The 23,963-nt window shown below is 73.0% G+C and carries 18 protein-coding genes; 6 read left to right on the top strand and 12 right to left on the bottom strand.

Features of this window, described 5'->3' with window-relative positions; genetic code table 11:
* Positions 1-14 precede the first annotated feature (14 nt).
* Together ABD287_RS05195 and ABD287_RS05190 are read right to left on the bottom strand one after the other, a co-directional pair.
* Positions 15-1,142: an FHA domain-containing protein gene (locus ABD287_RS05195; RefSeq protein WP_344169047.1), complete on the bottom strand. Its 1,128-nt coding sequence runs from the start codon at positions 1,140-1,142 to the stop codon at positions 15-17.
* 114 nt (positions 1,143-1,256) lie between these two features.
* Positions 1,257-4,706: an SCO7613 C-terminal domain-containing membrane protein gene (locus ABD287_RS05190; RefSeq protein WP_344169044.1), complete on the bottom strand. Its 3,450-nt coding sequence runs from the start codon at positions 4,704-4,706 to the stop codon at positions 1,257-1,259.
* A 187-nt stretch (positions 4,707-4,893) separates the two neighbouring features.
* Here ABD287_RS05190 and ABD287_RS05185 point away from each other — a divergent pair, with 187 nt between their 5' ends.
* The 4 genes from ABD287_RS05185 to modA all read left to right on the top strand — a co-directional run bounded on the left by ABD287_RS05185 (position 4,894) and on the right by modA (position 8,536).
* Positions 4,894-5,511, top strand: coding sequence for an HdeD family acid-resistance protein (locus ABD287_RS05185; RefSeq protein WP_344169041.1), 618 nt, complete (start codon positions 4,894-4,896; stop codon positions 5,509-5,511).
* Positions 5,512-5,956: 445 nt separating this feature from the next.
* Positions 5,957-6,637, top strand: a complete 681-nt coding sequence (locus ABD287_RS05180) for a DUF4360 domain-containing protein (protein ID WP_344169038.1) — start codon at positions 5,957-5,959, stop codon at positions 6,635-6,637.
* A 302-nt stretch (positions 6,638-6,939) separates the two neighbouring features.
* Positions 6,940-7,665 (top strand): DUF4360 domain-containing protein, encoded by a 726-nt coding sequence (locus ABD287_RS05175; protein ID WP_344169035.1) that lies wholly within the window; start codon positions 6,940-6,942, stop codon positions 7,663-7,665.
* A gap of 103 nt (positions 7,666-7,768) precedes the next feature.
* On the top strand, positions 7,769-8,536 hold the full coding sequence (modA, locus tag ABD287_RS05170) for a molybdate ABC transporter substrate-binding protein (RefSeq protein WP_344169032.1): 768 nt from the start codon (positions 7,769-7,771) through the stop codon (positions 8,534-8,536).
* A 45-nt stretch (positions 8,537-8,581) separates the two neighbouring features.
* Here modA and cphA read toward each other — a convergent pair whose 3' ends face one another.
* The 5 genes from cphA to ABD287_RS05145 all read right to left on the bottom strand — a co-directional run bounded on the left by cphA (position 8,582) and on the right by ABD287_RS05145 (position 16,628).
* Positions 8,582-11,287, bottom strand: coding sequence for a cyanophycin synthetase (cphA, locus tag ABD287_RS05165; RefSeq protein WP_344169029.1), 2,706 nt, complete (start codon positions 11,285-11,287; stop codon positions 8,582-8,584).
* Entirely contained in the window at positions 11,284-12,150 is an 867-nt protein-coding gene (locus tag ABD287_RS05160; RefSeq protein WP_344169026.1) for a cyanophycinase, read from the bottom strand. Before ABD287_RS05160 ends, cphA begins: the two co-directional genes overlap by 4 nt.
* Before the next feature lie 112 nt (positions 12,151-12,262).
* Positions 12,263-12,922, bottom strand: coding sequence for a hypothetical protein (locus ABD287_RS05155; RefSeq protein ID WP_344169023.1), 660 nt, complete (start codon positions 12,920-12,922; stop codon positions 12,263-12,265).
* 43 nt (positions 12,923-12,965) lie between these two features.
* On the bottom strand, positions 12,966-13,181 hold the full coding sequence (locus ABD287_RS05150) for a hypothetical protein (RefSeq protein WP_344169020.1): 216 nt from the start codon (positions 13,179-13,181) through the stop codon (positions 12,966-12,968).
* Positions 13,182-13,190: 9 nt separating this feature from the next.
* Positions 13,191-16,628 carry a cyclic nucleotide-binding protein gene (locus ABD287_RS05145; RefSeq protein ID WP_344169017.1) on the bottom strand — a complete coding sequence of 1,146 codons (3,438 nt, stop codon included), beginning with the start codon at positions 16,626-16,628 and terminating at the stop codon, positions 13,191-13,193.
* A gap of 138 nt (positions 16,629-16,766) precedes the next feature.
* Here ABD287_RS05145 and glpK point away from each other — a divergent pair, with 138 nt between their 5' ends.
* The gene (gene glpK / locus ABD287_RS05140) at positions 16,767-18,254 is read left to right on the top strand and encodes a glycerol kinase GlpK (protein ID WP_344169014.1); all 1,488 of its coding nucleotides are present in this window, start codon (positions 16,767-16,769) and stop codon (positions 18,252-18,254) included.
* Positions 18,255-18,317: 63 nt separating this feature from the next.
* On the opposite strand, the gene ABD287_RS05135 is transcribed toward glpK, so the two are convergent.
* Positions 18,318-18,776: an RICIN domain-containing protein gene (locus ABD287_RS05135; RefSeq protein ID WP_344169011.1), complete on the bottom strand. Its 459-nt coding sequence runs from the start codon at positions 18,774-18,776 to the stop codon at positions 18,318-18,320.
* A 327-nt stretch (positions 18,777-19,103) separates the two neighbouring features.
* Between ABD287_RS05135 and ABD287_RS05130 the strand changes: the two genes are divergently transcribed.
* Positions 19,104-19,562, top strand: coding sequence for a helix-turn-helix transcriptional regulator (locus ABD287_RS05130; protein ID WP_344169008.1), 459 nt, complete (start codon positions 19,104-19,106; stop codon positions 19,560-19,562).
* 14 nt (positions 19,563-19,576) lie between these two features.
* Here the strand turns inward: ABD287_RS05130 and ABD287_RS05125 are convergent, their stop codons facing one another.
* The 4 genes from ABD287_RS05125 to ABD287_RS05110 all read right to left on the bottom strand — a co-directional run bounded on the left by ABD287_RS05125 (position 19,577) and on the right by ABD287_RS05110 (position 23,927).
* Positions 19,577-19,858: a hypothetical protein gene (locus tag ABD287_RS05125; RefSeq protein WP_344169005.1), complete on the bottom strand. Its 282-nt coding sequence runs from the start codon at positions 19,856-19,858 to the stop codon at positions 19,577-19,579.
* Between the two features lie 254 nt (positions 19,859-20,112).
* Entirely contained in the window at positions 20,113-21,618 is a 1,506-nt protein-coding gene (locus tag ABD287_RS05120; protein ID WP_344169002.1) for a S1C family serine protease, read from the bottom strand.
* Positions 21,619-21,657: 39 nt separating this feature from the next.
* The gene (locus ABD287_RS05115; RefSeq protein WP_344168999.1) at positions 21,658-23,223 is read right to left on the bottom strand and encodes a sensor histidine kinase; all 1,566 of its coding nucleotides are present in this window, start codon (positions 23,221-23,223) and stop codon (positions 21,658-21,660) included.
* Positions 23,220-23,927, bottom strand: a complete 708-nt coding sequence (locus tag ABD287_RS05110; RefSeq protein ID WP_344168996.1) for a response regulator transcription factor — start codon at positions 23,925-23,927, stop codon at positions 23,220-23,222. Before ABD287_RS05110 ends, ABD287_RS05115 begins: the two co-directional genes overlap by 4 nt.
* Positions 23,928-23,963: the final 36 nt, after the last annotated feature.

Raw genomic sequence — 23,963 nt, 5'->3', positions numbered from 1 at the left:
CTTGTCCGTCCCGCTCAGTCCGACGCGGGCAGCTGGATCATCATGGTCGGGGCGTCAGCCATCACCGAGGAAGGGTTGGCGACCCCACCGCTGGACCACTGCCCGGCCCGGGCCACCTGCACCCCCGGATACAGCTCGATGACATCGTCGTCGCCGAGCAGCCGCACCTGGTCGCGGGTCAGCATGAGCCGGTCCGACTCCGCCCTGGAGCCGCCGACCCGCACCACGGTGCCGTTGGTGCTGACGTCCCTGGCGACCAGGTCGTCGCCGAGGATCTCCAGGACGACGTGGCTGCGGCTGATCCAACGCCGGGCCTCCTCCGCCAGCCAGGGACCGAGCATGAGCACCCCGGGCCCCTGGTCCAGGCCGTCGGGCGCGCGACCGACCACCACCGGCTGGTCGGAGGAGACGACGAACCGCTGCCGGACCGTCCCGTCGACCCTGGCCACCAGCACCTCAGCCGCCGGACGTGGACCGGCCGCCAGCAGCTTCTCGTCGTGCCGTGGACAGACCGGCACGCCGTCGCGCAACCGGGGCGGCGGCTGGCCGCCGGGCCGCCCGGCCCGCGACGGCCCGAACGCCGCGCACCCAGGCTCAGGGCAACGCCACAGGCGGGCCAGCACCTCCTGGCCCCGGACGGTGGCCCGCGACGGTGGCTGCGGCCCGCCGGGCACCGCCGGTTCGATGGTCGCGTTGCCCGGACCGTAGCCGGGGCACAGCAGCCGGCCGGGCTCGCCCAGCCAGGGGCGGCGCTCGCGCTGGTCGTCGTACGGGCGTCGGCTGATCACCGGCAGGCCGGTGAGGTCAGCCACCTCCAGGGTGCGGTCGCCAGCGCCGGGTAGCACCTCGACCAGGCCGTCGTCGGCCCAGCGCCGGATCACCATCCGTTCGTTGGAGGTCAGATCCGCGTCGGAGAGCAACGCCCGATCGACGACCACGTAGACGACCACGTTCTCCTCCGCCAGGCGCCGGCTGAGCGCGTCGACGACCAGGCCCAGCCGCAGCAGCGTGGCCGGACGACCGCCGTCGAGGTCGGCGTAGCGGACCACCTCGGCCAGGTCGACCACGCCGCGGGCGAGCGCCGGGTCGGTCGACAGCCGCTTCTCGATGGCGTCGAGCACCTTGCTGACTTCGAATCTCACCCGCATATGATGCCCGCTTCGACCCTGGTTTCCCCAATGTGACCCGGCCCCGTCCGCTGGATCGCCCTGCCGACCGGGTCGGTCGCCCGCTCCCGGCCGGTCAACGGGACCGGGTCAGGTCATCTGGCGGATGGCGGCGCGCAACGCCGCCAGGTCACGGCGGCGCCGCTCCAGCGTGACCGCCAAGCCCACGAGCAGCAGGCCGCCGACGGCCAGCGGGATCCACCGTGGCAGGTCGTCCCAGACCAGGACCAGCTCGTGCAGCGCGGTCAGCGCCAGGACGATCCCGCCCAGCACGACCGGGGCCTGCCGTCGGTAGACGCTGCCCAGCAGCACCGCCACCAGCGCGGCGGCGCCGAGAGCGAGCCGACGCCACGGCTGCCCGTCGCCGACGAGCACCGACCCGAGGGTGGGCAGCAGCCCGGCGGCCAGGCCGGGCCCGTAGGCGCTCCAGCTCCGGTGGCTCGGGTCCCGTCGGGTGGCCAGCCAGCCGAGCAGCAGCGCCACCGCGGCCAGCGGCACGGTGTACGCCTCCATGACGGCGACGTTGTGGCTGGCCAGCAGCAGCCACCAGGCGAGCAGCGCAGCGCCCAGGCCGGCGGCGACATAGCCGCGCCGCCGGACCGGGGTCTCGCCGGGCGTGAGGCCCCGCAGCCCCAACGCCGCCGCCCACAGCGTGGCGACCAGAGCCGCGTGCCGGGGGTGTCCGGCGGTCAGCAGCAGCGCCACCACAGCGCCGCTGTGGGCCACCACCTCGGCGGCCGCTGACTCCGCCCGACGCCGACCGCGCAGCACCGCGGCCACGGCCAACGCCACCGCCGCGGCGCCCAGGACCGCCAGCGCGGCCACCCGGGAGTCGGCGTCGGCGGCCCGGGCCGCCGTGAAAGCCAACAGGAGACCGGCGACGCCGGCGACCAGGGCCGCGGCCACCCGGGCCCCCAGCCTGCGGCCGAACGTCGCGGCGACCGCCGCGGCCACCAGCAACAGGGCAAGGGCGCCGATGGTGGCGGCCTTCACCGGCAGCGATCCGGCCAAGCCGGCGCCGGTGAGGGCCATGCCGACGGCAACCGCCGGCACAGCGCGCTCGCCGATCTGACACCGGACCGCGGCGAGCATGGCCGCCAGCCCCAGCGCGAGGCAGGCCGTGGGGACCGCTGGCCACCACGCCCCGGCCGCGGCCAGCGCCATCGGCACGGCCACGACGACGATCGGGACGGCGGCCCAGGCGGCCGCGGCACGGCCACGCCCCGCCCCAGCGACGACGACGGCGACCGCCGCGGCCAGAAGCGCCACAGCAACGGCCTGGCCGACCCAGACAGCCCCGGTCGCCGACGGCGACAGGCCAACCCCGGTGGGCCGCCCAGCCCAGATCTCCGTCAGCCAGCCGTACGGCAGGAGAACCGTGGTGACGAGCGCCGAGGCCACAGTGGCCAGCCACGCCAACGCGCTCACCACAGCCGACGGCGCCGCCAGGACCGGCCACACCGCGAACGCGACAACAACCGCGGCGACCATCAGCACGCCGAGCCCCGAGTAGACCGCAGGCGCGTCCGGTCCGGTCTCGGCGACGCCGGCCAGCGGCAGGAGCGTGGCGATGATCAATGCGGCGGTCCGCAGGTGTGGCTGGTAGACAGTCCAGTGTCGACACAGCACGCGGGCGCCGACAATGGCCAGGACCGCGGCGCCGACGACGGCCCGGCCGGTCCACCACGGCTCGACGCGGGCCGCGGCCAGGGCGGCCGCCACCGCGCCCGGCGCCGCCAGCAGACCGGCGGCCAGCGCCAGCCCAGCCACCGCCGCGCCGGCCCGGCCGCGATCACGGGCCGTGGCCGCCACCGCGATGCCGGCGACGGTGAGCGCCCCGGCAACCACTGATGTGGTCCAGGCACGGCCGAAGCCGGCGGCCAGCGCGAAGACGATGAGCGCGGTGGCCGGAGCCGTGCGGACCAGGACCGCGTAGCCCGCTCCCGCGGTGACCGCGGCGAACAGCGCTCCGACGGCAGCCCCGGCGTCGAGCAGCGGGAGCGCCCAGGCTGGCAGGGGCGCCGCCCACCCTGCGACGAGGACGGCCACTGCCGCGAGCCACACCAGCGCGTCCAGACGTAGCCGCCGGGCTCGGGCCCGGGACCGGTCGGGCGGCGCGGCGAGCAGCACGGCTGCCACGGTCAGCAGCGCCACCGCGACCAGCGGCTGCCAGCGCCAGTGTTCGCGGGGGGTGGCTTCAGCCCAGGTCTGCCCGATCGACCAGACGCCGGCGGCGAACCCACCGGATGTCGCCACCACCGTCAGCACGCCGACGCCGACGGCAGCGCCCAGCCAGATACCGAACCGGGGCCGGGCCGGCAGCGTCCGGGCGGCCAGCGCCACGACCGCGGCCAGCGCTGCGGCGCCGGTGGCGACCACAAGTCCGTGTCCGGGCCAGCACCGGTCGGCCAGTCGCGCCGCCCCGACCGTCGCGATGATCAACGCAGCCGCGTCGGCGGCGGTGCGAAGCGCGGGCGTGCGGGCGCAGTAACCGCCAGCGAGCACAGCGGCGGCGACCAGCCAGGCGGCGCCGGCCGTCCGAGCGGCAGACCCGGGACCCGAGACGGTGACCAGGGCGCCGGTGACCGCCATCAGGCCCAGCACAGTGGCCACACCGTGACCGATGCGGGCGACCACAGCAACCGCGCCCCGGCGCCAGGTCGCCACCGCCGCATCGCCGAGGGCGGTGAGCGCGAACGCGGTAGCCCAACCGGCCGGCCCGGGGTCCACGGCAGCGGCGACCAACACGGCTACCGGTTGGGCGGCGACGAGCGCCGCGATACGGGGACCGGTGAGCCCGGTGAGCGCCGCGTAACCGGCGCCGGCGCCGGCGGTGACAGCGCAGACGCCGGCCGCGTACCAGGACCCGCTGATCCGGTCGGCGACGCCGCCGACGTTGGCGTGCCAGGCGGCGTACCCGTCGAGCGCGACCAGCAGGAGGCCGACGGCGGCGAACGTCTCGGCGGTGGCGGTGAGTCGCCGACGGCGGGCCAACGGCGGAATGGAGAGCACCAGCGCGGTGACGATGGCCAGGATCGCCGCGCGGACGCCCACCCCATACCGGGCCCAGGCGACCGCGGTGAAGACGATGGCCGCGGCGCCCAGCAGCAGACCGCCGAGGATGAACAGGACTGTCTGGACGGCGCCGGAGGAAACCTCAGGCGCTGGTCGACCCGCGACCTGCCGGCGGCCCGCGCCCGGCCCGCCGACGACGTCGACCGGTGGCAGGGTCACCCCACCGTCCATGGGCATCGCCACTGGGGTTGTCGGCGCCACTGAGGTCGTGGCGGCGGAGCGCGCCTGCCACTCCCTGGCCGCGACGGCGGCGGCGAGCACGCTGCGGCGTTGTTCGGCCTCCGCCAGCCGGATCTGGGCTGCCTCGTGGGCGGCGGCCGCTGTCGACAGGGCGTTGCGGAGGCCGGGGAGCGCGGCGTCGATGGCGATCGCCTCGGCTGCCTCCGGATCGGGGCCCCGGCCGCAGCGGGGACAGCCGGCGGCGAGGCTGGCGGGGGCGCCGCAGAACGGACACGGGTACGTCACGCACCGATCATCGCCTGGTCAACGGGCTCCGGGGCAGAGCATCTGTACTTAGGTGGGCCTGGTCGAGCGGCGCGAGATAGCGCTGTCGATCTTCGCCGATTTCCTGCTTTATGGCTTATATCACAAGCTAGATTGACGCGGGAGGCAGGGGCCGTCGACGCCACGGCTGACGCCGGAGGGAGCGGGCATGCGCAGCTCAGTAACCATGGTCACCCTCCCGGACGCGTGGCCGCTGACCGACCCGTACGCCGCCACCCGCGCCCAGGCTCAGACCCTGCGCCAGCACCAGCGGTTGTCAGCCGCCACCGCGACAGCCGCCCTGACCGTCGCGACCTCTGTCGCCGCGTGGCCGGAGCGCACCGTGGCCACCCTCGGAATGCTGCTTGGCGTCTGGCTGGTCACGGTCGGAGTCCTTCATCTGGTCGAGGCCACCTTGCCCATCGAGGGCAGCGCGGCGGCGCGCGCCATCGCGGCCGTGTCAGGGCTGCTGCACCTGGTCGTGGGAGTGGTCTGCCTCCGGGGCCTCGTCGGCGCCGTGGAGCTGCTCGCCGTCGTCATCGGGATCGCCTGGCTCGCCGGGGGCGTCAGCGCCATCGTGTCCGCGGCCGCCGGTCACCGCGGCGGCTGGGCGTTGCGGGGCGCGATGGTCACCGGCGCCGTCGGCGTCGCCGCCGGGCTCGCCCTGGCCTTCTGGCCGCAGGCGACGCTGGCGGCGATCACCTGGGTGAGCGCCGCCAGCCTGCTCGGGATCGCCGCTGTGCAGGCGGCGATGGTCGCGCGCGCCGGCCGTCCGCCGACCTGCTGACGCGTTGGCCCGTGGCCGAGCCGGGCTCGATCAACGTTTGTCAATACCTTAGGTAACCGGAACGCCACCCACAGACGCCCCGGGCCCCCTGCGGGGGCTCATCCGATTAGCCAGGATGGCTGACCGGCACGGCGCCTTCCAGCCATTCATTCAGCTTCTCGGTCGCCCGACCCGAGCCCAACGACACCGGACGTGGCGCACATCACACCGCACCCGACCTGCGGATCTGCCGTCATCGCTACCACGACGCCATTCCTGATCCATAACACGCTCTTATGCAAAGGAGCGTGAATTGTATTATTGACGCTTGTAGATAAGTCTGCTACGGTCCCGTCTCACGGGATCCCAACAAACAGAATCGGCGCCCGGGAATAGCGCAGCCGGCCCTCACCGGCGCCTCCGCTCTTCTTCGCCGATTGCGCACTACTATTGAGGGGACACACTCATGAAGCGCTCGCTCGTAGGTTTCGGCGCGCTCGTCGCCGCCGCCAGCCTGGCCGTCTCCGGCCTGACCGCTCCCGCCGCCGCCGCCCCGGTCGCCGAGACCTTCTTCGACGGGCCGCCGTCGTCCCAGGTCTACATCAAGGACGTCGCGTTCGGTGGCACCGGGTGCAACCGTGACAACACCACAGTCTCGCTGTCCAACGACCGCAAGGTCATGACCATGATCCACGATGAGTTCGAGGTCAAGGCCGGCCTGGTCAACAACTCGAACGGCACCACCGTCTGGGAGAACCTGGTCCGCAAGAACTGCGCCGTCACCCTGCAGCTCGCGTTCCCGCGCGGCTGGCAGTTCGCCGTCGTCACGGCGATCTTCAGCGGTTACGCGGACCTGGCCCGTAAGGCTGACGGCACGCAGACCACCACCTACAAGTGGGCCGGCGAGTCGAAGAACTCCGTTGGCAGCACCAAGCTCACCGGCCCCTACGCGGACATGTACGCGTTCACCGACAAGCGCCCCACGCTGAGCTACTCGGAGTGTGGCGCGACCCGGGCGCTCAACTACAACGCCATGGTCGCTGTCAACTCGGGCCGTGCTCCGCGGGACAGCTCCAGCCTGATGACGCTGGACACCCAGGAGGTCGACGTCGCCACCGAGTGGAGCTTCCAGTGGCGGTCCTGCTGATCTCCTCTCGCTAGGAGCAGCACAGCATGACGTGCGGGGGAGCCCGCGCCGGGAAGCCGGCGCTGCTCCCCCGCACATTTTGGGTAGCCACCAGCCGGACGGCCGCTAAGACCGACTCGCCCAGCGCATTTGACATTTGTGTGTTTGAATGCCAGTGACGCTGACGACAGCGCCACTACAAGAAGCGAATTATTTTCCGAGCCCCATAACAATCGAGGCCCAGCCCCTCACCCGGTCACCACCAACCAGGCTGGGTCACCAATGGCGTCGCCTGTCGACGCCGCAGCAATGGGGAGACAGCTATGCGAATCACCCGAACCACCACGATAATGGCCATCACGGCCGCCACCGCGCTCACCGCGACGGCGCTCACCGTGAGCGCCAACGCCGCGGTCAACGACGTCGCAGCCGGCGCTGGTTCTGCCGCGACGGCCGACGGCGCGGCGACCAGCACGACAACCAACGCGACGGCGGCCGTCGTGCCGCCGGGCGCCGTGACGATCGCGCTGAAGGCGGCCGGCGGGACCGGCTGCCCCCGGGGCACCACGAAGGCCCGGGTCAACGCCGCCAAAACCACGATCTACCTCCGGTACAGCAAGTACACGGCCCAGGTCGGACCGAAGGCGCCGAGCGCCGACATCCGGCGCTTCTGCCAGCTCGTCGTGGCGGTCAAGGCGCCGCAGGGCTTCAGCTACGCGGTCACCACTGTCACCCACTACGGGCATGGCAAACTCGCCAGCGACACCAAGGGCTATCTGCAGTCGGCCCTGTACTTCGCCGGCACAGGCGGCGGGCAGAGCACCGAGAGCCGGGTGACGTTGCGTAGCAGCAAGTTCACGGCGAAGCGGTCGATCGCGGACGCCAAGCTGGTCTGGTCCCGCTGTGGCGAGCAGCAGGACCTCAACATCAAGTCCGGGCTGAGGATCGCCAAGGGCGCGTCCGCCAAGCGCACCCGCAGCTATCTCACCATCGACACCTCCAAGGTCACCGAGTCGACCAGCTTCAACATTCGCTGGAAGAAGTGCTGACCGGTCGCTGGAGGAGAGGCTGATCGGTTCGTCGACGCTGCGGGCGGGGTGGCCCCCGCCCGCAGCGCTGTGATGACTCTTGCACGCCCGGTTACGATGCGGCATGGGGATCAGCAGCCCGATCGGGCGGGCCTTGGCCGCGCTCGGTACGACGTTGGCCGTCGGCGGCTGCGCCGACGCGCCGCAGGCCGTCGCCGAGCCACGCCTGGCGGTGTATGCCCCCGCCGCGCTGGCCGGCGCCCTTACCGACCTGGCCGATGCTTTCGAACGGAACCGCCCCGGCCTACGAATCGTTTTCACGTTTGGCCCCAGTGCCAGCCTGGCCGAGCAGCTCAACGACGGCGCGACCGCCGATGTTTTTGTAGCCGACGACGAGCGGGCTATGCGGAGCGTGGTCGTCGCGCGACTGGCAGCCACCGGTCCCCGGATCTTCGCCCGCAGCCGCCTGGCGATCGTCGTCGCCGACGGCAACCCCATGAGGATCGACAGCCTCGATGACCTGAGCCGCGGCGACCTCGCCGTCGCGCGGTGCGCGGCGCGGGCGCCCTGCGGCGCCGCTACCGACGACGCGCTCGACTCCGCCGGTGTCCGACTCGGTTCGGCTGCCGAGGAAGGCACCGCGAACGCCGTGCTCACCCGTGTGACGCTCGGCGAGGCCGACGCCGGCCTGCTCCGCCGCTCGGAGGCGTTCGCCGCGCAGGGTCAGATCGATCTCGTCGACGTGCCACAGGGGCGCGGAGCGACCAGCGGCTACCAGGCCGTGTGGTTGACCAACAGCGCACGACCCCAGGACGCCGCCGCTTGGGTGGGCTACCTCACCAGCGACAAGGCCCAGACAGCCCTGCGTAGGGCTGGCCTCGACCGCCCGTGAGAGCAAGCGGCGGGACTGAGCAGCGCGCCGGCGTGGCCGCCACGGTTAGCCCGCCGCGGAGGCGAGGGCGGCTTGGGCGGACCACGGGGCGGCGTCGTCGGCCACCGGCACCGCGCCGCTGGCCCGCAGCACGGCCAGCACCTCGTCAACCTGCTCATACATGACCAGCACGACGTCGCCCGGGTCAGCCATGGCCAACGCCGCCGGAACCGCGTCCTGGGGGTGCGCCGCCACCACCTGACGACAGTCCGGGGCCACCTGGGCGATCTCCTGGCCGAGCAGCGACGGCAGCTCTCCCGGGCGGCGACCACGCAGGTCGTGGTCCTCGTACAGCGCCACCCGGGAGAAGCCGGCGGCGAGCGCCCGCCCGCACGAGCGCACCAGCTCGTCACAGCGGTCCCCGGGCAGGGTCACCGCGGCGACGGCCCGCGAGCGCCCCCACAGCCGCCCGATCGGCCCTGCCACGGCGGCGATCGCGGCCGGGTTGTGCGCGTAGTCGACGACGACGTGGACGTCGCCACAGCGCAGCAGCACTCCGCGCCCCGGGTTGTCGGCGGTGCGGAAGGCGGCCAGCCGGCCGGTCACGACCGTCGGCGACACGCCCAGGGAGCGGGCGGCCGCCGCCGCGGCCAGAGCGTTGGCGGCCGCGTACGGGGCCAGGCCGCCGAATCCCCCGGCCAGGTCCGCTGCGTTGAGCAGCACGACGGCATTGTCGCCGTCGACCTCGACGAGTTGACCGGCCCGGAGCAGGAAGGCCCGGCCGCCGGCGGCGAGGTGGCCGTCGACCACTGGGTTCGACGCCGCGGTGGAGAACCAGACAATCCGTCTGCCGGCGCCGTTCACCCGGGGCCGTTCGGCAAGCTGCCGCACCCTGGGGTCGTCGGCGTTGAGGACGACCGTGCCGCCGGGACGGACCCGCTCGGCGACCAGCGCCTTGACGTCGGCGATGTCGTCGAGGCTGGTAAGACCGTCCTGGCCGAGGTGGTCGGCGCTGATGTTGGTGATGACGCCGACGTCGGTCCAGTCGTAGCCGAGGCCGCGGCGCATGATCCCGCCGCGCGCGGTCTCCAGCACCGCGGCCTGCGCCGTGGGGTCGTCAAGGACCATCCGCGCCGAGACGGGCCCGGTGGCGTCGGAGCGGCGCACCAGTTGCCCGCCCAGGTATACGCCGTCGGTGGTGGTGAGGCCGACGCGGCGACCCGTGCCGGCCAGCAGGTGGGCGGTGAGTCGGGACACCGTGGTCTTGCCATTGGTGCCGGTCACCGCGACCGTCGGAATGCGACCCTGGTCGTTCGGGTCGGGAAAGAGCTGGTCGACGATGGCCGCGCCGACGTCCCGTGGGCGTCCGGTGGCCGGGGCCAGGTGCATCCGCAGACCGGGGGCGGCGTTGACCTCGACCACGCCGCTACGGGTGGGGGCGCCGTCGACGACCGGCGGCAGCGGCACGCTGATGTCCGGGACGCGCAGGTCGACCCCGGCGACGTCGAGACCCAGGACGGCCGCCACGCGTTCGCAGAGCGCGGCCACCGCCGGGTGAACCACATCGGTGACGTCGTGGCTCGCGCCGCCGGTGGACAGGTTGGCGTTGCGACGCAGCCACACCGTCTCGGCGGCCGCCGGGGTCGTGTCCGGACGGTGGCCCTGCTCGGCCAGCACCCGGGCGCACACGTCGTCGATCGCCAGCCGGGTCAGCTCACGGCCGTGGCCCTCGCCCCGGCGGGGGTCGGCGTTGGCCCGGTCCACAAGTTGCTCCACGGTGGCCTGCCCGTCGCCGATGACGTGCGCGGCGACCCGCTCGGCGGCCGCGATCATCCGTCCGCCCACGACCAGGACCCGGAAGTCACGTCCGGTGAGCTGCCGTTCGACGACTACCTCCCCGCCGTGGGCCACCGCAGAGGCGAAGGCCGCCAGTAGCTTGTCTGGACCGTCCACATCAAGGTGGACGGCGATGCCCTGACGACCGGCGACCGGCTTCACCACCACCGGCGATCCCAGCCGCTCATGCAGCGTCAACGCCTCGCGTGGCGTGGCGGCCCGGCCGCCCTCGGCTACCGGGACGCCGGCGGCGGCGAGCATCCGCCGAGTCAGCTCCTTGTCCCCGGCCAGGTCCACGCCGACGGCGCTGGTGGCGTCGGTCATCGCCGCCCACACCAGCCGGCGGCGCACCCCCTGGCCCAGGCGCAGCAGGCTGAGCCCGTCGACGCGTTCGACCGGGATGCCGCGCCGGCGGGCCGCGGCCCCCACTGCGGCGGTGCTGGGACCGAAGGCGTCGTGTTCGTGCTGCCGGCGAAGCCGGGCCAACGCCGGGTCATGACGGGCCGGAGCCCCGGCGAGCAGGTCGGTGACCAGATCGATCGCCGTTTCCAGCAGTCGGCGTGGCAGCGGCGAGTCGACCGGCTCGTCCACCGGGCACTCCATGATGATGTCGTAGTGGCCCGGGGCGCCGGCGTAGGTGGTGCGGCCGAAGTTGACCGGCCGGCCGACCTGCGTGGACAGCTCGATGGCGACGTGTTCGGCGATGTGACCGAAGTAGGTGCCGCCGTGTAACCGATCGACGAACCCGCCCGGCCGTCCGGCGGCGCAGTGGTGCTCGGCCAGCCCGGGCAACTCGGCCAGCAGCCGCCCGCCGAAGCCGGGATGATCGGTGGACTCCCGCTCGGTCAGCTCCCCCAGGATCACCCTGGCCAGGGCGACCGGACGGTCCAGATAGTGGTTCGGGCCGCGTAGCCGACTGATGCGGTCGATTCTCACACCGATGCTCCTCGGTCCTGCGTGTCCTGGCGGTGGTGGCGGAAACCCGGTGGCGACGTCGTCGGCTCGCGTCCGGTCAGATCGAAGCGGTGACCCGAGGGCAGCACGTGCAGCCGGACGCCCGACAGCACGATCGGTCCGTCCCCGTCCACCGGCAGTTCGATCATGGACGCCTGGCCGGCGTCGATCACCGTCACCGACCCGGCGCCGATGACCTCGAAGCAACCACGGTCGACGACGATCGCGGTGTCCTCGTCGATTCCCAGACCCAACTCGTGCGGGTACAGCCCGATGGCGCTGAGCAGACGGTTCAGCCGTCCCCGCTCGGCGAAGTGCATGTCGATGAGCACGCCGGGCAGGAACTCCAGCCCCGGTCCGGTCTGCACGGCGTTGGTCCCGACGCCGGCGTCGGTGCCGCCGAGGATCATCGTCGCGGACATCATGGCCGCGCCGGCGCTGGTGCCGGCCAGCACCACCTCGCCGGCCCCGACCCGGCGGTGCAGCACCTGGTCGACCAGCGAACCGCCGATGATCGCGGCGATTCGCCGCTGGTCCCCACCGGTGAAGAACACCCCGGTGCAGCATCCCATCGACGCCGCGATCTGCTCGCTGTTGGCGTCGGCCCGGGAGCGGATGGACACCGCGTGCGCGTGGGTGGCGCCGAGCGCGGTGAACGCGTCGATGTACTCGGCCTCGACCTCGCCAGGCTCGCCACTGGCGGTGGCGACAATGGCGATGTCGGCGTCCGGGCCGCCGCACAGACGCACGAACTCCCGCAGAATGCCCTCGGTGCGGCTCTCGGCCCCGCCGATCACCACGAGCTGCCCGCGCGGTCCCGGCGCGGAGCGGACCCGGTCAACCACGCGCGTCCTCCCGGCGGGCGCCGCACGCCGGCGCCCCGCGGCAGCGACTACCCCGCCGGGGCGTTCTCATTCACCGGCTACCGGAACGAGTTCGCGCCGGTCGGCGCTGGGCTCAGGGCCGGTCGCGCAGGTGGGTGACGGCGCGGTCGAGCCAGCCGTCCCCGTCGTCGTCGACCATGGTCCGCTCGGCGCGCCCGTCGCCGTCGTGGTCGTAACTGGCGGCGTCGATCCGGCCGTCGGCGTCCCGGTCGTGGCCGACGAACTCAGCGATTCCCTCGGCGTCAGCGTCCACGACGAGGTCGACGCCGTGACCGGCGGCAACCACCCGGTGGGCGTCCCAGCGGCCGTCGCCGTCGGCGTCGACCCGGGTCCGGTAGTCGTCGGGGATGCCCGCGGGGGCTCCGCCGCCGGACGGAGCCGGGCCGAAACCCGCCACGCCGCCGCCGGACGGGGCCGGGCCGAAGCCGGCGGTCCCTCCGCCGGACGAGGCCGGGCCGAAGCCGGTCGATCCGCCGCCGCCAGCGGCAGCGGCCGGGGCCGCGCCCTCGGGCCATACGGCGCCGCTGAGCAGCCCGAAGACGCTCGACTGGCTCGTCCGCTGCTCCACCGCGCTCGGGGCGCCGACAGGCCCGCCGGCCTGGCTGCGCAACAGCGCCGCCTCGGCGTCGTCGAGTTGGTAGCCCGACAGCGCGGCGGTCGGGTTAGCGGCCAACGCAGCCGCGAATCCCGGGTCGGTGACGAGACGTTCCAGGACAGAGTCGAAGTCGCTCATTGTCGCCTCCTGGCGTTCTCAGCGCGGCAGGTCCGCCCGGTGGTCAGTCCAGCTCGGGCATCGGGACAGGTTGCGGGCGGGGGCGACAGGTGCCGCACTGCACCGCGTCCTCGACGACCAGCGCCTCCGCCCGCCCCCGCGAGGCCGACCGGTGCACCTGGAGCAGGAACGGGCCGAATCGCGCGTGATCCTCACACACCCCCCGGCCGCAGAAGCGGCACCCGGCGCGGGCGGCCTTGGGGCAGAACCAGCAGAGCACGGTGACTCCTCAACTCCGCGCCGGAGGTCGCGGGTAGCAGGGGTTGACTGCGATCGTCGTCGTGGCGGTGGCGGCGTTGCCGGCCCGGTCGGTGGCCGTGACCCTCACGACGACCGTGCCGCCGCGCTCCTGACCGGCCCCGTGCGGGACGGTGACCGTGCCGGAGAACTTGTCCCCGCTGCGGCCGACCGTCATCGACACCGACTGACCGTCCCCGAACTGCCAGGTCATCCGGGTCCTGAGCTGCCCGGCGGAGTCCTGGTTGTCGGCGACCCTGGCGGTGACGGTCGCGGTCGCCCCAGCGGTGACAATCGCGGTCGCGCCAGCGTCGGCGGCCGTGGCCGCGAAACTCTCGGGCGGCGGCCCGCAGACTTGGCCGTCCGGTGGTCGCTGGTCGATCGTCCCAGGGTCGGCTGCCACGCCCGTGATCCGCGGCGGGGTGCGGTCGCGACCGGGGCCGTTCGACGGCGACGGGCTCGGCCGCGACTGGCTGGGGCTGGGCGACGCGCCCGCCGACGGCGACGGGGATGGCGAGGCAGACGGCGACGCGCTCGCCGATGCGCTCGGCAACGGCGCCGCGGTCGGCTCGGACGGCGTGAGCGGCGGCGGCAGCGCGGGCGGCCGGGCCAGGGTCGCGCAACCGACCTCGGCTCCGGTGGCGGCGACCGGTTGGCCGTCGCGCAGCACCGTGCCGCTTGCCACCACGGTCTCGCCGCCGGCGACAGCGTGTCGGGACGGGCCCTGGTTGACCGTCGCCCGACCCTGGTCGCTGACTGTCAGGGTGAGCGCGCCGAAAGCCCGGTTCGCGGCCGCGGTGTCGGCGATGAGAGAGCCGCGGGCGAGGCGAAGGCCGGCCACCGGCGCGTCGGTCCCGCCGGCGATCGCGTCGACGGTGGCGAGGCTGCCTGCGCACAGCAGCGTGGACGCCCCGCCCCGGTAGACGATCCGCGCCCGGGCCCGGTCGGCGACCCGGACCGAGTCCCCGGCCCGCAGGTAGGCGCGGTCACCGGGGTCGAGTCGCCGGTCGGCGCCGTTGACGGTGGCGGTCGCGCCGCCGCGCTCGGCGACCAGCAGCGCCCGGTCGTCGGGCATCTCCGCCCAGGCCGGCCCAGGCAGCAACTGGCTGCCCGAGAGCAACAGACCGACAAGCAGCAGCGACAGCAGCAGCCACCACAGGCGCCGTTCAAAACGGCCGTCCTGCCCGGAGTCGTCCGGCGTCGGCGGGCCGGGCGGTCCGGTCACCGGCGGGTAGGCGGCGCTGGTATGCAGCCCGGAGCTGGGGGCGCCCCCGGCGGCGGCGAGCACGCCCACCCCGCCCAGCGCGCCGACGGCGACCGGCTCGGCGACATCCCGGGCCAGCGACACCGCCAACCGTGGCAGCAGCGACGTGGCCGCCGCCGGCAGGCTCCACAGCCGCACGGGGGTGCGGGTGTGCCCGACCTCCTGGCTGGTCGTCGCGCCCGTCGGCCCGATGAGCGTGCCGCGGCGCAACGCCCGTCCGTCGTCCAACGTCACCTCGCCGGAGGCGATGACGACGGCGTCGCGCTCGGCCGTGAGCGCCACCGCCATGCCCGGGGCGAGGATCACCGGTTGGGCGCTGACGGCCAGGCCGAGCCGGTCCTCGGCGGACATCGCCTGAAGCGCCGGCGTCTCGGCGAACAGGCTCTCGGCCTCGGACCGCTCCGCCGGCGGCAGGCCCGGCAGCGGGGACAGCGCGGCGGCGACGGCGCTGGCGGGCAGGCTCAGCAGGACGGCGCCCGCGGCGACGTGCCAGGTGAGGCTGGACTCGGACCCGGAGAGCGCGCCGGCGAGTCCGATGATGCCGCCGGGCCCGACCCGTTCCCGGACGACCCCGGATGCGTCGGCCGGGGCCCGCCCGTCAACGGACCCGCCGACGACGACGAACACCGCGCCCACAGCCGCGCCGGCCTGGAGGATCGGCTGGCCGGGCGCGGGGTGGTGCCAGCTGCCACGGGCCGCGAGCCCGTTGAGGACCGGGGCCGGGAGCTGGCCGAGGACGCTGCCGCGCAGGGCAGCCAGCCGGCGGGGGGCGTCGGAGGCGTCCCGGCGAGCGGCCAGCTCGGCCCGCCACCGTCGGATCACCCGGCTCAGCCAGCCGGCGAGCGCCACCAGCGCTGGCGCGGCCAGCGCCGCGATGACCGCGACGAACAGCAGCCGGGCCAGCGCTCCCTCGCGCCACAGTCCGAGCGCGAGGCCGGCGAGCCGGTCGGTCCAGACCCGTAGGCCCAGGTTGACGGCGATGAGCAGCCAGGCGGCGGCGAGCATCCCGTAGAGGGCGATGAGCCGGCCCTCGCTGTCGAGCTCGCGCCACGACGGCCGGCGGCGGCGCAGCCGCGCCGAGACCCAGGCCAGCCCGCGGGCACGCAGGTTGGGAATCTCCAGCCAGTCCATGAGCAGGTAGTAGCCGTCGAGGGCCAACAGGGGGTTGAGGTTGAACAGCGTGTTGATGTACCAGGCGAAGGCGAGGACGAACGCCAGCGGCGCCACCGCCGGCACGGCCAACCCGACGAGTTGGACGAATCCGGCGAGCGCCAGCCCGGCGGCCGGACCGGCGGCGGTGACGCCGAGCCGGGCCCGGCGCCCGGCCATCCACACGTCGGTGGTGTCGACGAAGACCGACGGGATGCCGAAGTAGACCAGGAACCCGGCCGCCGGCACCTCCCGCCCGGCGTGTTTGACCGCGAGGGCGTGTCCCAGCTCGTGGAACGCCAACGCGACGACGTTGAGCCCGACCAGGATCGCCGCCCCGGTGACGTAGGAGCCGCCGACCAGGAACAGCGACCGGGCGCCGGTGAGCCACGACCACAGGAAGATCGCCACGCCAGCGAGCGCGACGACGCCTCCGATGACCAGCGCCGAGCGGGTGAACAGCCACCGCCCGCCGGCCCGGTACATCGCGGTGACGAGCGGGTCGACGTCACCGACGACCATCCGTCGACCGCCGGCTGCGGCGAGCAGGGTCCGGCCCCATCGCACCTGCCAGGGGGCGCGCGCCACGCTGGCCAGCGGACGCAGCGCGTCGACCGGCAGCTCGTCGAGCATCCGGTTGGCGGCCAGGTCGGCGACGACCCGGACGACCTGGTCGGGGGCGAGCCGGCCGGTGATCCGGGCGAACTCGGCGACGAGGCGGGCGACCGTGCGCTCCCCGTCCATGAGCAGGGCCAGGCGGGCCTCGTCGGCGGTGAGACGCAGATAACAGGAGCGGCCGCCGGTGTCCGGCGAGCGCAACATCACGTAAGGGACATTGCGGACCGAGACCAGATCGGACCGCTCCACCCCGGCGCGCAGCGCGGGCCGGGCCTTCGCGGGGTTGAGCCGCTCCCTGACCGCCGCCCACACGTCGGCGTCAGCCGGGCCCGACGGCGTGCCCGGGGCCCGCCCGGCCACCGCCTGCCAAAGGTCGGTGCGGGTTTCCACCACCGCCATCGCCGAATCTCCGCTCGCTGAAGGAACATCGGGAGGTTAAACGACAAGACCTCGCCAGGGCGAGTCTCGCTACGACGCGACGACAGCGTGTGACCACCTATTGGTGCCGGAAGCCACCGATAGGAGAGGATGTGACCCGTGACCCGTTACGTCGCCGCCATCGATCAGGGCACCACCTCGTCGCGTTGCATCGTCTTCGATGCCGCCGGCGCCGTCGTCACCCAGGCCCAACGCGAGCATGAGCAGCGGTTTCCCCGCCCGGGCTGGGTTGAGCACGACGCCGTCGAAATCTGGCACAACGTGCAGGCCGTCACCCGTGGGGCGCTGGACGCCGCCGGCCTCTCGCACGCCGATCTGGCCGCGATCGGCATCACCAACCAGCGGGAAACCACCCTCCTGTGGGACGCCGCCACCGGTGAGCCGGTCGGCAACGCCATCGTGTGGCAGGACACCCGAACCGACCGCCTCGTGGGCCGGCTGGCGTCCGACGGCGGCCAGGACCGATTCCGCGACCGGTGCGGCCTGCCGCTGGCCACCTACTTCTCCGCCCCGAAGATCCGCTGGATGCTCGACGCCGACCCCGAGCTACAGGCCCGTGCGGCCGACGGCGCGGTGCGCTTCGGCACCATGGACACCTGGCTCATCGAACGGCTGACCGGTCGGCACGCCACCGACGTCACCAACGCCAGCCGGACCATGCTCATGAACCTGCGCACCCTGGACTGGGACGACGAGCTGCTGGCCGCCTTCGATATCCCCCGGGCGATGCTGCCGCAGGTCCTGCCGTCCTCCCACGTCTACGGCGAGGCCGCCCCGTTCGGCGGGACGCCCGTCGCCAGCGCCCTCGGCGACCAGCAGGCCGCCCTGTTCGGACAGGCGTGCTTCGCCCCTGGCGAGGCCAAGTGCACCTACGGCACGGGATCGTTTCTGCTGCTCAACACCGGGACGACGCCGACCGCGTCCGAACGGGGGTTGCTCACGACCGTCGCGTACCAGATCGGCGACCAGCCCGCCGTGTACGCGCTGGAGGGTTCCATCGCGGTCACCGGGGCGTTGGTCCAGTGGCTGCGGGACAACCTGGGCATCATCCGCCATGCGGCCCAGGTCAACGAGTTGGCCGCCAAGGTTCCCGACAACGGCGGTTGCGTCATCGTCCCGGCCTTTTCCGGGCTGTTCGCCCCGCACTGGCGCCCCGACGCCCGCGGAGTCATCGCCGGTCTGACCGGTTTTGTCACCAAGGAGCACCTGGCCCGGGCAGCGCTGGAGGCCACCGCCTGGCAGGTCTATGACGTCGTCGACGCCATGAACGCCGGGTCCGCCGTCGACCTGGCCGAGCTGAAGGTCGACGGCGGGATGACGGCCTCGGAGCTGCTCATGGGATTCCAGTCCGATGTGCTCGGAGTGCCGGTGTCGCGTCCCACCGTCGCCGAGACGACCTGTCTCGGGGCGGCGTACGCGGCAGGTCTGGCGGTCGGTTTCTGGCCGGATGTGGACTCACTGCGGGCGAACTGGCGGGTCGACCGTCGTTGGGAGCCGACCATGACCGACAGTCGCCGCCAGGCCGGGCTACGACAGTGGCGCAAGGCCGTGGCCAGGTCCCTGGACTGGGTCGACGACCAGCCGTGAGCGAAGGCTGCTGTCCGGTGTGAGCGACGGCCGCAGTAGCACGACCGCCGCCCACAGTTGAGATCAGTTCCAGTGCTGGTAGTTGCCGCCGTTGCAACCGAGGGTGTAGACGCGCCGCTCGGCGTTGCTGTCGAGGCAGAAACCGGTCGACACGTTCTTGAAGGCGATCGCGCCGTCGGAGCGCCGGAGCACCTGCCAACGCTGGTAGTTGCCGCCGTTGCAGCCGAGTGTGTAGACGGCGCGGTCGGCGTTGCTGTCCAGACAGTAACCGGTCGACACGTTCCGGAGCTGGACGCCGTTGCTGTGGCGGACGACGTTCCACGCCTGGTAGTTGCCGCCGTTGCAGGCATGGGTGTAGACGGCGCGGTCGGCGTTGCTGTCGAGGCAGAAGCCGGTGGCCACGTTCCGGTAGCGCTCGGCCAGGAGGGGAGCGGCCTGGGCGGCGGTCGGGGCGACCACGCCGGCAGCGAGCGCGGCGGTCGTGGCAGCCAGGGCGGCTCCCAGACGGTTGAACGAGTTCATTTCACACCTTCCTGCGATCAGATGACATTGCGGGAGGGACAGCGCCGTCGCCCCGCCCAACCAGGTAGGCCACGGTGAGGGACGGCCGTGGACGGTCGACGAGCGCACGCTCAGACTGCGAAGTCCGGGCCGGGCCGGTCAAGGTCATCGCGGAAGCCGTTTCCGGATTGCGCAAGGGCGCCAAACGAACGGTCGATTGACCATTGTGGACGTTGCGGTTAAGTGACGATACGTGGTGGTCGAACATACGTACTGTGTGGTTACATCGGCGACGGGCCGCCGGAAGCGCCACCAAGACATCGACCGCCTTTGAGGGAGGAGCCTGTCGTGAGCAGCGACGCTCGCCGTCCCGCGACGACCGTCCGACATCACCGTCCGACCGATACCGCCCGCGTCCTCCAGGCGCTCGCGGCCGCGGGGCCGAAGCCGGCAGCCGCGCTCGCCCGGGAGCTGAACATGCCGCCCGCGCGGGTGGAACACGCTCTCGTCACGCTGCGGCGGGCCGGCGCTGTGACCGACAGCCGGCCGGGGCCAGCTGGTAGGAAGCCCCTGCGCCTCACCCGACGGGATCAGCAGCTGCTCGGCCTGCTCGCCCGGGGCCACACTGACGCCAGCGCCGCGGCACGACTGCGGATCAGCGCACGGTCCGTCACCAACATCCTGCGTCGCCTCATGGACCTGCTCGAGGTCGACAACCGATTTCAGCTGGGCCTGGCCCTCGGCGCGATCTGGGGGGCGGGGTCGCAGCAGCGAGCTGCGACCGCCAGCGCTGACGGCGCCGTCTGAACTGGCCGGACAACTCAGGCCAGCGCCAGCATAAGGAACGCCAGACCTACCAGCAGACACGTGCCGGCGAAGGCGAGGAAGGCGCCGAGAACGGCCACCGAGCGTGGGTACCTGTCCGCCAACCGGGTCCTGCCAGCGAAGCGCCACCAGCGCTCGCGCAGCGCCGCGGCGCCCGGCACGCGAAAGACCAGCGTGGCGAGGCGACCCGACAGCGTGAGCCGTGCCGGCTCCGGCGTGGCCATCCAGCCAGGAAGGGTGACGGCCGGGCGTCCGGTACGGGGTTGTGCCTGCGGCATCTCGGACAGAGCTCCCTGTGTTGGGCGTGCCCGCCCGATGGCGTGGCCGCGAGATTGTTCCCTCAACGCCTGCCACGCTAGAAAGCCCGATCTACGCACGTCAAAGCACTTTGCCGGTTCTGTCCATGATCTGACTTGGCGATAGGCCCCGGGCCGACCCACGACCGGTCAGAAGCACCGGGGGCGGGTGGCGTGGCCTTCCCCGGTGAGGGCCACGCCACCCGCCCCCGGCTTGGGGAGGTGTCGAGAAAGGCTCAGTTCTCGCCGAGCGTCACCGTGGCCTTGGCCGGCGAGCCGTTTCGGGTGTAGGTCAGATTGAGCTTGTCGTTGGGCTTGCCGGACTGGACCGCCGAAATCAGGTCGTCCTGCTTGGTGATCTTGCGACCGCCGAGTTCGGTGATAACGTCCCCGCGCTTGATGCCGGCCTTGTCCGCGGGGCTGCCCGGCTCGACGAGGATGACCAGAGCCCCGCCGCTCTCGGCGGCTTCCAGCCGCACCCCCAGGTACGGGTGGGTGACCTTCTCGCCGGCCTTGAGCGCGTCGGCGACCCGCTTCACCCGGTCGCTCGGGATGGCGAAGCCGACACCGATGTTGCCCTGACTGCCGGCGGTGGCGATGGCGGTGTTGATGCCGATCACCTCGCCCTTAAGGTTGACCAGCGCGCCGCCGGAGTTGCCGGGGTTGATCGGGGCGTCGGTCTGGAACAGCCCGGACAGGGAACTGCGGGCGCCGCCCTCGGGCGCCTCTCCGCCGACGCTGATGGTCCGGTCGGTCTGGCTGACGATGCCGGCGGTGACCGAGCCCTGCAGACCAAGCGGACTGCCGATGGCCAGCACCGTGTCGCCGACCTGCATGGCGCTGCTGGACCCGAAGGTGGCCGGTTTGAGCCCGCTGAGACCGTCGACCTTCACCACCGCCAGGTCGGTGCGCGGATCGGTGCCGATCACCTTGCCGCGACCCGAGCGCCCGTCCTTGAAGAACACGGTCACCTGACCGCCAGGCGCGGACTCGACCACGTGGTTGTTGGTGACGAGGAAGCCGTCGGCGCTGATGAGCACCCCGGAGCCCTCGCCGTTGCCGGCGCCGATCGACACGACGCTCGGCGAGACCGTGGTGGCGATTCCGGCCAACGAACCACGGTCGAGCACCGGGGCCGCATCCTGGCTGACGAAGCCCCGGTCCAGGGTGACGACGTCGTCGTCCATCCCGGTGGCCACGAAGGCCCCTACCAGCCCGGAGCACAACGACAGCACGACCGCCGCCGCTCCCAGACCGATGGCCTTGCCCACCTTGCCGCCACCCCTGTTGCCGGCGCCCTGCGCCGCAGACGTCGGCAGCGCGCCGGTCGGGGCGGTCCACGGCGGCTGGTAGGCGTCATGCTGGCCGTAACCGGCCGTGGTCGGCGCGCCGGCGCCGTACGGGTTGGCCGGCGGGCCGTAGGTGGGCCGACCGGCCGACGCGTCCGCGCCGCCCTGGCCGTGGGCGGACTGGCCGTAAGCGGACTGATCATAGGCGGGCTGGCCGTAGGCGGGCTGGCCGCCGCCTTGACCGTAGGGGGCGGCGCCGTATCCGGCCGGGACCGCGGACCGGTCCGGCGACTGGGGCGCGGGCTGCGCCACCGCCGGGTAGGCGGACGTTACCGGGGCGCCGCTGCCGGCGGGCGCGTCCGCGCCACGGCCGGCGAGGCTGCGGTGGTCCGGGGCGCGGTCCGCGGCGTCATCGGAGTGGACGGGCTCGCGCGCGTTGTCGTAGTCGGTCATGTCTCCTACTCTGACCGATCGGACTTGTCCGCGGCTGTGTCAGCCCTGGGAGTTTGCTGAAAGCTGATCCGGGTTGGGATCGGCGTCCGGGGCCAACAGCGGCAGCCGCACCCGGAACGTCGTCCCCTCGCCCGGGGCGGTGTCGACCTCAACGGTTCCGCTGTGAGCGGCCACGATCGCGGCCACGATCGCCAGCCCGAGGCCCGCGCCAGCGACCGGTCCCGGCCGGCGGCTCCGCGCGGCATCGGCCCGGTAGAACCGTTCGAAGACCCGTTGGGCGTGCTCCGCGGCCATACCGGGCCCGGTATCGGCGACCTCCACGAGGACGGTGGGGCCCGCGCGCACCAGCCGCAGCACGACGCTGGCCTCGGGCGGGGTGTGGTTGAGGGCGTTCGTCATGAGGTTGGCCAGCACCTGCCGGAGCCTGGCGTCGTCGCCGAGCACCACCACGTCGGCCGCGTCGGCCGTGAGATCCAAGCGGATCGGTCGCTCCGGGGCGGTGGCATGGGCGGCCTGGACCGCGTCGGCCGCCAACACCGCCAGCTCGACCGGGTTGCGCTCCAGCGGCCGCTGTTGGTCGAGGCGGGCGAGCAGCAGAAGATCCTCGACGAGCAGGCCCATCCTGGCCGCCTCGTCCTCGATCCGCCGGACCAGGCGGGCGCTCTCGGCAGGATCGGCGCCCATGCCCTGACGGTGCAGCTCGGCGAAGCCCCGGATGGTGGTCAGCGGGGTACGCAGCTCGTGGGAGGCGTCGGCGACGAACCGCCGCATCCGCTCCTCGGAGTTGACGGCCCGGGTCTCCGACTCGCGGGCCGCCGCCGCCGAGGCGGCGCTGGCCGCGAAGCCGGCCTCGATCTGGGTGAGCATGATGTTGAGCGCGCGCGACAGCCGGCCCAGCTCGGTGGCGGGCGGGTCGACGCCCGGCTCGGGGTCGGGCACGCGGCGGCTCAGGTCGCCGGCGGCGATCGCCCCGGCGGTCCGTTCGATCTGCACGAGCGGACGCAGGCTGGCCTGGATGATCGCCGCGCCGATCGAAGCCAGCAACAACAGAACGCCGGCGCCGACCAGGATGTCGATCCAGACGAGCTGGGCGACAGCCGCGTCGGTCTCCTGGAGGCTGCGGGCGACCACCAGGTACCCGGCGTCGCCGTTACGGGTGACGAGGATGCGCCAGCGGACCCGGTCGTTCTGACCCCGGTCGGTGTACGGCTGGCCCAGCTGGGTGGTCAGCCGTTGCGGGTCGGCCGGCCACCGGGGCAGGTCCCTCTCACTGAAACGCCCTGGGGAGAACAGCAGCTCGGGCCGCCCGTAGTCGCCGACAGCCACCCGGCCGCCGGGGTCGAGAAGGGCGACGGCGTAGTCGCTGGGGGGCATGAGCGTCTGGCCTAGGTCGGGGCGGATCAGGCCGGCGACGTTCAACCGGGGGCCCTGCTCCCGCAGCGCGGTGTCGACCTGACCGACCAGGTACGACCGCAGCGCCAGCGCGCTGCCGACGCCGATCACCCCGAGTGCCAGCGACACCAGGGCCAGCACCGCGGCGACCAGCTTCACCCGCAGCGGAACGCTGCGGGCCCAGCCCGCTGCGGCCGCCAGCGGATCGGTCATGCGACGGGTTTGCGCAGCACGTAGCCGACCCCCCGCAGGGTGTGGATCAACCGTGGCTCCGAGGTGTCGACCTTACGCCGCAGGTAGGAGATGTAGGACTCGACGATGTTGTCGTCGCCCCGGAAGTCGTAGTTCCAGACGTGGTCGAGGATCTGCGCTTTCGACAGCACCCGGTTGGCGTTGAGCATGAGGTACCGCAGCAGCTTGAACTCGGTCGGCGAGAGCTGGATCCGAGCCCCGGCCCGGTAGACCTCGTGGGTCTCCTCGTCGAGCTCAAGATCGACGAAGGTGAGTCGGGGCGCGGCCGCGTCGCCGCCGGTGCGCCGCAGCACCGCCCGGATCCGGGCGGTCAGCTCCTCCAGACTGAACGGCTTGGTGACGTAGTCGTCGCCGCCGAGAGTCAGCCCACGAATCTTGTCCTCGGTGGCGTCCCGGGCGGTGAGGAACACCACCGGCGTGCGGGCGCCGTCCTCGCGCATGAGGCGCACGACCTCGAAGCCGTCCAGATCGGGCAGCATGACGTCCAGGATGACGAGGTCCGGGCGGCTGGTCCGGGCGGCGTCGACCGCCGTGCCGCCCGTCTCGGCGGTGGTGACCTCGAAGCCGGCGAAGCGCAGGCTGGCGGAGAGCAGCTCAAGGATGCTCGGATCGTCCTCGACGACGAGCAGGCGGGCTTCGCTGCGGTCTCTCTGGGCGGTGGCCATACGGACATTCTCGACCCTGGCTCTGGAGGACGCCTG

It is taken from the genome of Pilimelia columellifera subsp. columellifera, from assembly GCF_039532605.1.
Classification (GTDB): domain Bacteria; phylum Actinomycetota; class Actinomycetes; order Mycobacteriales; family Micromonosporaceae; genus Pilimelia; species Pilimelia columellifera.
This window is presented reverse-complemented; position numbering and strand designations above follow the sequence as displayed.